Below are 10,399 nucleotides of genomic sequence, written 5' to 3'. Positions count from 1 at the left end.
TTTGGGCGCTGTCTCAACGAGAGATCCGGTGAAATTTTAATACCTGTGAAGATGCAGGTTACCCGCGACAAGACGGAAAGACCCCATGGAGCTTTACTGCAGCTTGATATTGGATTTGGGTACGATCTGTACAGGATAGGTGGGAGCCTAAGAAACAGGAGCGCAAGCTTCTGTGGAGGCGCCGTTGGGATACCACCCTGATCGTATCTAGGTTCTAACCTAGTACCGTAAACCGGTGCGGGGACAGTGTCTGGTGGGCAGTTTGACTGGGGCGGTCGCCTCCTAAAGAGTAACGGAGGCGCCCCAAGGTTCCCTCAGAATGGTTGGAAATCATTCGAAGAGTGCAAAGGCATAAGGGAGCTTGACTGCGAGACCTACAAGTCGAGCAGGGACGAAAGTCGGGCTTAGTGATCCGGTGGTACCGCATGGAAGGGCCATCGCTCAACGGATAAAAGCTACCCTGGGGATAACAGGCTTATCTCCCCCAAGAGTCCACATCGACGGGGAGGTTTGGCACCTCGATGTCGGCTCATCGCATCCTGGGGCTGAAGTAGGTCCCAAGGGTTGGGCTGTTCGCCCATTAAAGCGGTACGCGAGCTGGGTTCAGAACGTCGTGAGACAGTTCGGTCCCTATCTGTCGTGGGCGTAGGAAATTTGAGAGGAGCTGTCCTTAGTACGAGAGGACCGGGATGGACATACCGCTGGTGCACCAGTTGTTCCGCCAGGAGCATGGCTGGGTAGCTACGTATGGACGGGATAAGCGCTGAAAGCATCTAAGCGTGAAGCCCCCTCAAGATGAGATTTCCCAATTAGTAAGACCCCTTGAAGACGACGAGGTAGATAGGTTGGAGGTGGAAGTGCAGCAATGCATGGAGCTGACCAATACTAATCGGTCGAGGGCTTATCCTACAAGTTTTCTGAAAGAAAACTAGCTTCGGAAGCGATACGCTTTGCATCGGAGCAAGACTTTCAGGAACAATGCAAATTCGCAAATTTAAGTTTCGTATCTAGTTTTCAAGTGATCAAACACTTGAATTGAATAATGTTCCCTGATAGCTCAGTTGGTAGAGCACTCGACTGTTAATCGAGTTGTCACAGGTTCGAGTCCTGTTCGGGGAGCCATTTATGGAGAGGTGTCCGAGTTGGCCGAAGGAGCACGATTGGAAATCGTGTAGGCGCCAAAAGCGTCTCGAGGGTTCGAATCCCTCTCTCTCCGCCACTATTTATTTCATTGCAAGGCCCGTTGGTCAAGGGGTTAAGACACCTCCCTTTCACGGAGGTAACAGGGGTTCGAATCCCCTACGGGTCACCATTTTTTAACACTTGATTTTAGATTGAACATTTGGTAAGATGAAATTCGGTTTTGATATGGAGGCTTAGCTCAGCTGGGAGAGCATCTGCCTTACAAGCAGAGGGTCGGGGGTTCGAACCCCTCAGCCTCCACCATAAACACCTTTTAATGACGCGGGGTGGAGCAGTTCGGTAGCTCGTCGGGCTCATAACCCGAAGGTCACAGGTTCAAATCCTGTCCCCGCAACCAATTATATCGCTTGAACATTAGCGATCAATATTATGGAACTGTGGTGTAGAGGCCTAACATGCCTGCCTGTCACGCAGGAGATCGCGGGTTCGAATCCCGTCAGTTCCGCCATTTTTGATTCATAAACCGAAAGAGCTTTATGGCTCGGTAGCTCAGTCGGTAGAGCAGAGGACTGAAAATCCTCGTGTCGGCGGTTCGATTCCGTCCCGAGCCACCATCTTTATTAAAACTGTATACGCCGGTGTAGCTCAACTGGTAGAGCAACTGACTTGTAATCAGTAGGTTGGGGGTTCAAGTCCTCTCGCCGGCACCATTTGGAGGATTAGCGAAGTGGCCAAACGCATCAGACTGTAAATCTGCTCCCGTACGGGTTCGGTGGTTCGAATCCATCATCCTCCACCAGTTTTATAGGGGCATAGTTTAAAGGTAGAACAACGGTCTCCAAAACCGTTGGTGTGGGTTCAATTCCTGCTGCCCCTGCCAATTGAATATTTTTTGAATGTGGCGGTCGTGGCGAAGGGGTTAACGCACCGGTCTGTGGCTCCGGCATTCGTGGGTTCAAGTCCCATCGATCGCCCCATAATTCAAAAAAAACAAATCATATTGGGGATTAGCCAAGCGGTAAGGCAACGGACTTTGACTCCGTCATGCATAGGTTCGAATCCTATATCCCCAGCCATTGATTTTGCGGACGTGGCTCAGCGGTAGAGCATCGCCTTGCCAAGGCGAGGGTCGCGGGTTCGATTCCCGTCGTCCGCTCCATTTTAATTATATGGCGCCATAGCCAAGTGGTAAGGCACAGCTCTGCAAAAGCTTTATCCCCAGTTCGAATCTGGGTGGCGCCTCCATTTCATATTTTGTGCCCTTAGCTCAGCTGGATAGAGCGTTTGACTACGAATCAAAAGGCCAGGAGTTCGAATCTCTTAGGGCACGCCATTTATTTAGCCGGTGTGGCGGAATTGGCAGACGCGCGCGACTCAAAATCGTGAGGGAAACCGTGGGGGTTCGAGTCCCTTCACCGGCATCACCAGTAAGAACGTGGATTTAATCCACGTTCTTTTTTTATGTTTATAATAAATTAGGAAAAGAAATTTATCTGTATTCTACATACGAGAAAAGCGAATGATCGGCGCCAAGCCAGCATTCGCTTTTTTTTGCATTGTTTTGTTTAGTGGTCTTGGACGTGTATAGACGGAGGTCGCACTCCATCCCCGACTTAAGTCGAGGATCAAAAACCGTCCGGGGTCCGTTTTAGATTGTATTGAATTAACCTAAAATAAAGTCATAAGGTTGAACAAGTCATAAACAATTGATTTGGAAAGGAAAGGCGGTGTATACATGAGAAATTCAAATGGTAATGGAAATGGAATTGGAATTCTGCTCATTGCTTTAGGAGCATTAGTATTACTGGGTGTATTAGGTCCTTTGCTAGGCATGTTATTTAAGTTATTGATACCAATAGCAATGATTGCACTGGGGTATTACGGAATCCAGCGTGGTAATACGTTTTTTGGCTGGATCGTATTAGCAATCGGTGTACTTTCACTGATCGGTAAGCTTTCTTGGATTATTGGTCCAATTCTTGGTATCGTCCTGATTGTCTACGGCGTTTCCCGTCTTAAAAACGGACGGAGACGTTACTAACAATCTACAAAAGCTTTAACCTGAAGGAAGAGGAGGATAAAGAAAATATGAGTGTTTTTCGACGGATTAGAGATATAACAGCAGCAACATTAAATGAAAAGCTTGAACAAAGTCAGGATCCGGTTCGGCTGATCGATCAATTCCTTCACACAACTCGGCAGGACATTACTGAAGCTGAGAAGCTTTTGCAACAGTGTGAGGCACATACAAGACAACTAAATCAGCAAGTAACTCAAGCGGAGACGATGAAAGTTAAACGGGAAGAGCAGGCACTTCTGGCTCTCAAAGCAGGTGAGGATCACCTAGCGAAACTAGCATTGCAAGAAAAGCTGATTTATGAAGAAAAGATTGAACAGTACGAGGGGCTGCTGGCTACAAGCCGTGAATCACTAAGAGAAGTGGAAGAACAGCTTGGTGAGCTTCGGATGGAGTATCAGACCGTTTATAGCAAGCGACAGTATTATGTAGCACGTATGGAAACATTACGTCTTCAACAGAAAATGAATGAGCGTACAGGTTCCTATGGTGGGCAGGATGTTCCTAAAATGTTTAATCGGTTGGAAGATCGGATTAGTGATTGGGAACTTGAAGCACGAAGTCTTCGAGACCTTCGAAAAATGGGTCAAGAGTATTTGGTGCAAGCCGGTGAAGGTGTATCGTCCGTATTGGATCGTGAACTTGCCCGGTTGAAGGAGAAGCTGAACAACAGCGGGAAGGAGTAGTTATGACAAGATTGTACCGGTCTACAAGAAATAAAATGTTCACTGGGTTGATTGGCGGATTATCAGAAACTTTTGGTTTGGAAGCAACCTTGCTTCGTATCATTTTCGTCATCAGTATATTCTTTACTGGCGGTACGACATTATTAATATATTTGATCGCATCGTTAGTGATTTCGAAGGAACCTTTTTATCACGATCCATACGGCCCAGGCGGCTCAGGATATGGTCCCAATGGCAATGGACAGCATTATGGACCTAACGGTTCATATGGTGGATACAACGGTAGTGGAAGAGGACCTTACCGTGATGAGCGTCAAGGTTACGGGCCGAGAAATTCAGGCTATTCATATAACGACGGACGGTATGCTACAAGACCAGAAGCAGCACCTGAAGAAGATTTAGATGCCATGATGAAAGATATTGAGAAAAAGGCTTTGAAGAAAGAAATAGAAGAACTTAAGAAAAAACTATCGAAGTATGAGAAGGGAGATTTATAAAATGGGAGTATTTAAAAGAATTAAAGATATGACAAAAGCATCGGTGAACGAAATGTTAGATAAGGTTGAGGATCCGATTGTAATGTTGAATCAATATTTGCGTGATATGGAAGCAGAAATTCATGAGGCTGAGGTTACAGTGGCCAAACAAATGGCTAACGAGCGCCGCATGAAGCAGCGTGTAGACGAAGCTGTGAAGATGGCTGCTCAGCGTGAATCACAAGCAGAATTGGCTCTGAAGAATGGTCAAGAGGAAGTTGCGCGTAAGCTTCTGGAAGAGAAAATCTATTTTGACCAAAAAGAAACTGAATATCAAGAAATGCATTTGCAGTCCGAAACTCAAGCAAAAGAATTGGTTGCTCAGCTTCATGAGATGAAGGATGAGTTCTACAAAATGCGCAATAAGCGTAATGAGCTTGTAGCTCGTGCTCAAATGGCTAAAGCGAAGAAGCAAATGTCTCAGGTGAGCAGCTTGCACACAATCGAAAGCGGTAGTGCTTCGATGGGATTCCACCGGATGGAAGAAAAAATTATGCAGATGGAAGCTGAAGCTGATGTAATGCGTGCACCATACCGTCCGAACAATGCAGCTTACACGAGTCCTGTAGACGTTGAAAAGCAAATGAAAGTGGATGAGCAGCTGAATGCGCTCAAAAACAAAATGAATGGATCTGTTTCTAAAGAAGATTAATTAACAGAGGAAGTAGTAATTTAGTATTCGAAGAACCATTAAATATGATAAACTACTGAATGGACTGACTGTATGCGAATTATGAAAAGTTCATGATAACTTCAGGGTAAACCGTTCAGTATATAAAGGTTAGCCATACGGTGCGGAATCCCGCACTGTTTTGGCTTTTTAGGGCATTTTATCATCTAAGGGAGGTGCGGCATGGATAGAGACCGCTGGATAGCGTTTGGATTGATTGGCATCGGTGTGTTTATGCTCTTCGGCAGATGGTTTGGTTTCTTCACCATCGTCGCTCTTCTATTGATGGTTGCTGGCATTCAGCAAATTCGAAGCGGCTATATTCGAAAAGGATACATTATCCTTGGAGTGGGCGTCGTTTTGCTTCTTCTCGATCATTTGATGCTCATCATTGGTATTGGTCTGATTTCACTCGGTATATTTTATGGGAAAGCTCGACGTGCTCATGGAACAGATCGATATATTCAGAAACAGAACTTTATGTCCAACTTTGACTGGGATAGTGCTCCTTGGGTTATGAGAAGCATGAGTGTGTGGCATGTCCTTGGGGAGGCCGACGTTGATCTATCCTTAGCATTACCTGAGGAAAAGTATACAGTTATGATGTTCCATGGAATTCTAGGTGATATCGATTTAGCGTTACCTGACTATTACGGAGTGGAGATTGAGGCCTTTGTTCTTTTTGGATCAATTGATATCGGTAAACAGAAGGAAACTGGTGTTATGAATCGTCTGAACTGGAAATCGCCCAATTATGAGACTAGTGAGTATAAAGTGAAATTTATTGTATCGTACCTAGGTGGAGATTTAAGTATTCGTTTTGTGTAATATTAACGTGCTACAGAGGAAAATCAGGAGGGCTGCCCGATGATGTCGGAAAAGAATGCAAATATAATCACTCGAAGTATGCGTGAAGGCACCCTTCTGGGCTTTGTAGTTATGCTCGTTGTGATGTACATTTTATATACATATGATTATTTGAGGCCCTTTGATTCCTGGCGTAATGTGATTCAGTCGGGAATAACACTTGTATTGCTGCCAATCAGTTTAGGGGCAGTATATGGATTTTTTCAAGGTTACCGGGTAAAGCGAAGGCTTGATTCCGTAAGAGAAATTCTAGTGACTTGGGAAAAAGGCGGTGTAACTTCAGCAGTTATGCCTGATATGGGTAATGACGAGGTTGGGCGTCTAGGTGAACAGCTTGGACGAATAAGCAAACGCTGGGAAGAGCAGGTCAATTCCCTACAACGCTTGTCCACAAACAATGCACAGCTTGCTGAGCAAGCTCGTGTAACAGCTATTGTAGAGGAAAGGCAGCGTCTTGCAAGAGAACTGCACGATGCAGTATCGCAGCAACTTTTTGCGATTTCAATGACAGCAACAGCTGTTGGACGAACACTAGATAAGGACTTTGGTAAAGCACAGCGCCAGGTTGCTCTCATTGAAGAAATGTCGGCAGTAGCACAGTCAGAAATGCGAGCATTACTGCTACACTTGCGTCCAGTCTATCTCGAAGGGAAGGCACTGGAGCAAGGTCTCAGGGAGTTAATACGAGAGCTCCAAATTAAAGTTCCCATGGAGATCACGTTTGAGATGGATGAAGGAATATCCCTTGTAAAAGGGATCGAGAATCATCTGTTCCGTATCATTCAGGAAGCGATGTCCAATACACTGAGACATGCGAAAGCAGATCGGATGGATATCCGAATCCAGAGAAAGCAAAATACGGTGCGTGTGACACTGCGAGATGACGGTATTGGCTTTGAGGTTGATGAGAAGAAGCAAACCTCTTACGGTCTTTCGACCATGCAGGAACGAGTGACAGAGCTTGGTGGCTCTATACAGTTCATTACAGCGCCGGGAAAAGGCACGCGTATTGAAATATCCGTCCCACTGATGGACGAAGAACGAAACCGGGGTGAAAAAGATGGAGATGGAAACACCAATTAAGGTACTTTTAGTTGATGATCACGAGATGGTTCGAATTGGTCTTGCTGCTGTGTTAGGGACAGAAGACGGGATTGAAGTGGTCGGGGAAGCAGGTAGTGGAGAAGAAGGTATACGGTTAGCGAAAGAATATTGTCCGGATGTAGTCTTGATGGATCTAGTCATGGACGGAATGGATGGGATCGAAACAACACGACAGTTGTTAAGCCTCTATCCAGACTGTAAGGTTATTGTACTTACGAGTTACCTGGATGATGAAAAAATGTACCCCGTTATCGAGGCAGGAGCATTCAGTTATTTGTTAAAGACATCAAGGGCATCTGAAGTGGCAGATGCTATTCGTGCTGCTGCACGTGGTCAATCGGTTCTCGAATCTCAGGTTGCATCCAAAATGATGAATCGATTCCGCCATCCTCAAGCAGAAGCTCCTGCACATAGTGAATTAACAGACCGTGAAATGGAAGTTCTCCGTTTACTTGCACAAGGTAAGTCGAATCAGGACATTGCGGATGATTTAATCATAGGTATTAAGACAGTTAAATTTCACGTAACGAATATTCTGGCAAAACTCGGAGTTGAGGACCGTACACAAGCTGCTATTTATGCTTATAAGAATGGTCTTGCAGAGTAAATAGGAATGAGCACTTAAGGCTCATTAGATCCCGGCTACCGGATGGTGGTTGGGCTTTTTTATAATTCAAGAGAATAATTCGCATATAACCGGGTATCCTGTTACTAGATTGATAGATTCGGTAAAAGGGAGCGGTTATTGATGAGGCAGCTCGGAATGAAATTTATAGTAGGCATGATATTGCTATGTGGGATGACGGTGATTCTAGCTGGGTTCACGGGGGATTCCGCTAAAAATAAAAGTTCCGAGTTTGTTAAAGAAAACAGTGGGGATTCACTCAAACTGCTCTATTCTCTTGGAGAGATGCAAGTGGATTCTCCACTTCATGTAACGGTAAAGTTGCAAGGTGAGAGAAGGGATTTCTCTAGTGACAAGATCGAAGCAACTGTTGAAGCGCTAAAAGCAGAAATAGGATTGAAAGATATGTTCATGGATACAGAGAATGGAGAGCAGTCCTATAGGGTTCGGGAAGTTATTTCTGGTATGGATGTACGAATGGACTGGGTCCAAGCTGGAGGACACAGTTATGTGAAGTTTCAATTAGATACTGTAGGAACAGCTAATTTCCAACATCTAATAGATATACAGAAGAAGGTAGAGGGTATTCTTGAAGAAGTTGGAATAATTGCCGCATGGAATGCTTCTGTTCAAGGAAGTGTCAATAATAGTTTGTCAGCAGAGAAAACAATGCAACTAGTGGAAGGGAAAATGGAGTCAAATCTATCGTTAAACGAAGTGGATTCATACCAAGATAGTACGACGGAAAGCAGGTCTTATAAGGTTCCTTCATTGGGGACATTTGTTATGAGCGGTGACCAGCAGATACATATGCAGGTGGCTGTGCATGAAGATTCTATGAAGAAAAATAATAGAATAACGATCGGATTTCCGGTAATTACAATAGAATATTAAGGATTCTTTCTGAAATACGATGAAAATGTATGAAATTGAGATAGCATACTTTATACGAATATGCTAAAATGTCATCACGTCGTGATAACATGCGATGCATAAAAATACACTATAATTTATAGAAAGAATGAGGAGCCATGGCTGAAAATCAAAATCTAGAATCATTAAAGACACCGGGAGCGGTATTCTTCATCTTTGGAGCGACCGGCGATTTGGCAAGACGCAAATTGTTCCCGGCGATCTATAGTCTCTATCGCGAAGGAAAATTGGCTGAGGATTTTGCGGTAATCGGCGTGGCACGGCGTCCGCGCACTCAAGATGAATTCCGTGAGGATGTGCAACGTTCGATCCAGGAATTTTGCCGGTACCGTTCCGAAGATAACGAGGAATGGAACAAATTTGCGCAACATTTTGAATATAAATCTTTAGATATTAACAATATTGACGGCTTCCGTGAGCTTCGTGAGCAAACTGAGAAGTTGGAAGAGAAGTTTGATATAGCCGGTAATCGGTTATTCTATCTAGCTCTCGCTCCAGAATTGTTCGGTAGTGTGTCCTTCAACTTGATGAAGGGTGGCATGCTAGACGGAGCAGGCTGGAATCGCCTTGTAATTGAGAAGCCTTTCGGTTACGACTTAGAGTCGGCAGGGAAGCTGAATGAAGAAATTACACAGGTGTTTAAAGAAGAAGAAATTTATCGTATTGACCATTATCTTGGTAAGGAAATGGTACAGAACATTGAAGTTATCCGTTTTGCTAATGCATTCTTTGAACCACTCTGGAATAATAAGCATATCGCTAACGTACAGATTACGCTTGGTGAAACTGTAGGTGTTGAAGAGCGTGGAGGATACTACGATCATGCAGGAGCATTACGGGATATGGGGCAAAACCATATGCTTCAAATGCTCACAATGATTGCTATGGAGCCACCTAGCCGTCTTCTTCCGGAAGATATCCGTGACGAGAAGGTGAAGGTTCTTCGCTCACTTCGTCCTTATGCGACCCATGAAGAAGTTAAAGAAAACGTTGTTCGTGGTCAGTATACGAAGGGTTCTGTAGGTAGCAAAGAGTTGCCAGCTTATCGTGAAGAGGATAAGGTTAATCCAGAATCAACAACAGAAACGTATTTCGCAGCTCGTGTATTTGTGGATAACTTCCGCTGGGCTGGTGTACCATTCTATATCCGTACAGGTAAGCGTCTCCCAGTAAAAACGACTGAGGTCGTTGTAGAATTTAAACGTATGCCGGGAAATGTATATCTTGGACAAAAACATACGCTTGAACCTAACCTTCTTGTTATTCGGGTTAACCCGATGGAAGGGTTGTATGTAAAGATTAATGCTAAGAAGCCAGGTTCTGAATCAGAAATTGAACCGGTAGCTATGGATTTCTGTCAGAGCTGCATGGTTGGCATTAACTCACCTGAAGCTTATGAGCGTTTGCTGCATGATGCAGCACGCGGAGACTCCACTTACTTCACACGTTGGGATGAGGTTGCGTCGGCTTGGTCCTTCGTTGATCGTATTGCACAAGCGTGGAAAGAGAATCAAGGCGAGCTCGAAAGCTATCCAGCAGCATCATGGGGACCTAAGCAGGCTGATGAACTGCTTGCTAAAGATGGATTCCATTGGTGGCCAGTAAATGGGCAAGAGGAAGACAACGTAGTGTGGTTAAAGGGCTCTAATTAAAATTCGATCCTGCTATTTAAAAATCATCCTCATACGCTCAGCGTATGGGGTTGGTTTGCGTATGGATTGTGGTACAATAATATACATGACTTTAGTACGAAGGGAA

Annotated in this window: 9 protein-coding genes, 16 tRNA genes and 1 rRNA gene (1 of these 26 cut by a window edge); all 26 read left to right on the top strand. The window is 44.7% G+C overall.

Going from position 1 to position 10,399, the window contains the following annotated elements; translation table 11 throughout:
- Window positions 1-909: ribosomal RNA gene (locus ACK8P5_RS21710) — 23S ribosomal RNA — on the top strand (it extends 2,018 nt beyond the left edge of the window).
- Window positions 910-1,046: 137 nt separating this feature from the next.
- Window positions 1,047-1,122: transfer RNA gene (locus tag ACK8P5_RS21705), tRNA-Asn, on the top strand.
- Between the two features lie 5 nt (window positions 1,123-1,127).
- Window positions 1,128-1,219, top strand: a tRNA-Ser gene (locus ACK8P5_RS21700).
- Window positions 1,220-1,237: 18 nt separating this feature from the next.
- A tRNA-Glu gene (locus ACK8P5_RS21695) sits at window positions 1,238-1,312 on the top strand.
- A gap of 58 nt (window positions 1,313-1,370) precedes the next feature.
- Window positions 1,371-1,446 (top strand) — tRNA-Val (locus tag ACK8P5_RS21690).
- Window positions 1,447-1,463: 17 nt separating this feature from the next.
- Window positions 1,464-1,540: transfer RNA gene (locus tag ACK8P5_RS21685), tRNA-Met, on the top strand.
- Window positions 1,541-1,574: 34 nt separating this feature from the next.
- Window positions 1,575-1,651 (top strand) — tRNA-Asp (locus ACK8P5_RS21680).
- 30 nt (window positions 1,652-1,681) lie between these two features.
- A tRNA-Phe gene (locus ACK8P5_RS21675) sits at window positions 1,682-1,757 on the top strand.
- 20 nt (window positions 1,758-1,777) lie between these two features.
- Window positions 1,778-1,853 (top strand) — tRNA-Thr (locus tag ACK8P5_RS21670).
- Between the two features lie 3 nt (window positions 1,854-1,856).
- A tRNA-Tyr gene (locus tag ACK8P5_RS21665) sits at window positions 1,857-1,942 on the top strand.
- 7 nt (window positions 1,943-1,949) lie between these two features.
- Window positions 1,950-2,023: transfer RNA gene (locus tag ACK8P5_RS21660), tRNA-Trp, on the top strand.
- A gap of 21 nt (window positions 2,024-2,044) precedes the next feature.
- A tRNA-His gene (locus ACK8P5_RS21655) sits at window positions 2,045-2,120 on the top strand.
- A gap of 24 nt (window positions 2,121-2,144) precedes the next feature.
- A tRNA-Gln gene (locus ACK8P5_RS21650) sits at window positions 2,145-2,219 on the top strand.
- A gap of 8 nt (window positions 2,220-2,227) precedes the next feature.
- A tRNA-Gly gene (locus tag ACK8P5_RS21645) sits at window positions 2,228-2,302 on the top strand.
- Window positions 2,303-2,314: 12 nt separating this feature from the next.
- Window positions 2,315-2,388: transfer RNA gene (locus tag ACK8P5_RS21640), tRNA-Cys, on the top strand.
- Between the two features lie 11 nt (window positions 2,389-2,399).
- Window positions 2,400-2,476 (top strand) — tRNA-Arg (locus ACK8P5_RS21635).
- An 8-nt stretch (window positions 2,477-2,484) separates the two neighbouring features.
- A tRNA-Leu gene (locus tag ACK8P5_RS21630) sits at window positions 2,485-2,564 on the top strand.
- A 314-nt stretch (window positions 2,565-2,878) separates the two neighbouring features.
- Window positions 2,879-3,184, top strand: coding sequence for a LiaF transmembrane domain-containing protein (locus tag ACK8P5_RS21625; protein ID WP_422658297.1), 306 nt, complete (start codon window positions 2,879-2,881; stop codon window positions 3,182-3,184).
- Between the two features lie 47 nt (window positions 3,185-3,231).
- On the top strand, window positions 3,232-3,906 hold the full coding sequence (locus tag ACK8P5_RS21620) for a PspA/IM30 family protein (RefSeq protein ID WP_422658296.1): 675 nt from the start codon (window positions 3,232-3,234) through the stop codon (window positions 3,904-3,906).
- A gap of 2 nt (window positions 3,907-3,908) precedes the next feature.
- Window positions 3,909-4,403 (top strand): PspC domain-containing protein, encoded by a 495-nt coding sequence (locus ACK8P5_RS21615; protein WP_422658295.1) that lies wholly within the window; start codon window positions 3,909-3,911, stop codon window positions 4,401-4,403.
- 1 nt (window position 4,404) lies between these two features.
- Window positions 4,405-5,094, top strand: coding sequence for a PspA/IM30 family protein (locus tag ACK8P5_RS21610; protein ID WP_422658294.1), 690 nt, complete (start codon window positions 4,405-4,407; stop codon window positions 5,092-5,094).
- Between the two features lie 201 nt (window positions 5,095-5,295).
- On the top strand, window positions 5,296-5,940 hold the full coding sequence (gene liaF / locus ACK8P5_RS21605) for a cell wall-active antibiotics response protein LiaF (protein ID WP_422658293.1): 645 nt from the start codon (window positions 5,296-5,298) through the stop codon (window positions 5,938-5,940).
- Window positions 5,941-5,979: 39 nt separating this feature from the next.
- A complete protein-coding gene (locus ACK8P5_RS21600; protein WP_422658292.1) occupies window positions 5,980-7,062 on the top strand; it encodes a sensor histidine kinase in 1,083 nt (360 codons plus the stop codon).
- Window positions 7,040-7,690 (top strand): response regulator, encoded by a 651-nt coding sequence (locus ACK8P5_RS21595; protein WP_422658291.1) that lies wholly within the window; start codon window positions 7,040-7,042, stop codon window positions 7,688-7,690. Before ACK8P5_RS21600 ends, ACK8P5_RS21595 begins: the two co-directional genes overlap by 23 nt.
- A gap of 156 nt (window positions 7,691-7,846) precedes the next feature.
- Complete coding sequence (locus ACK8P5_RS21590; RefSeq protein ID WP_422658290.1) at window positions 7,847-8,602, top strand: YwmB family TATA-box binding protein; 756 nt, start codon at window positions 7,847-7,849, stop codon at window positions 8,600-8,602.
- A gap of 137 nt (window positions 8,603-8,739) precedes the next feature.
- Window positions 8,740-10,293, top strand: a complete 1,554-nt coding sequence (gene zwf / locus ACK8P5_RS21585) for a glucose-6-phosphate dehydrogenase (RefSeq protein WP_422658289.1) — start codon at window positions 8,740-8,742, stop codon at window positions 10,291-10,293.
- Window positions 10,294-10,399: the final 106 nt, after the last annotated feature.

Source organism: Paenibacillus sp. EC2-1 (assembly GCF_049311625.1).
Lineage (GTDB): Bacteria > Bacillota > Bacilli > Paenibacillales > Paenibacillaceae > Paenibacillus_AQ.
The sequence above is the reverse complement of the archived record's forward strand: the minus strand, read 5'-3'. Positions and strand labels throughout refer to the sequence as shown.

What these genes read in the sequence shown, in the direction of transcription:
- ACK8P5_RS21625 (WP_422658297.1), top strand. Translation starts at nt 2,879, where the DNA reads ATGAGAAATTCAAATGGTAATGGAAATGGAATTGGAATTCTGCTCATT.
- ACK8P5_RS21620 (WP_422658296.1), top strand. Translation starts at nt 3,232, where the DNA reads ATGAGTGTTTTTCGACGGATTAGAGATATAACAGCAGCAACATTAAAT.
- ACK8P5_RS21615 (WP_422658295.1), top strand. Translation starts at nt 3,909, where the DNA reads ATGACAAGATTGTACCGGTCTACAAGAAATAAAATGTTCACTGGGTTG.
- ACK8P5_RS21610 (WP_422658294.1), top strand. Translation starts at nt 4,405, where the DNA reads ATGGGAGTATTTAAAAGAATTAAAGATATGACAAAAGCATCGGTGAAC.
- liaF (WP_422658293.1), top strand. Translation starts at nt 5,296, where the DNA reads ATGGATAGAGACCGCTGGATAGCGTTTGGATTGATTGGCATCGGTGTG.
- ACK8P5_RS21600 (WP_422658292.1), top strand. Translation starts at nt 5,980, where the DNA reads ATGATGTCGGAAAAGAATGCAAATATAATCACTCGAAGTATGCGTGAA.
- ACK8P5_RS21595 (WP_422658291.1), top strand. Translation starts at nt 7,040, where the DNA reads ATGGAGATGGAAACACCAATTAAGGTACTTTTAGTTGATGATCACGAG.
- ACK8P5_RS21590 (WP_422658290.1), top strand. Translation starts at nt 7,847, where the DNA reads ATGAAATTTATAGTAGGCATGATATTGCTATGTGGGATGACGGTGATT.
- zwf (WP_422658289.1), top strand. Translation starts at nt 8,740, where the DNA reads ATGGCTGAAAATCAAAATCTAGAATCATTAAAGACACCGGGAGCGGTA.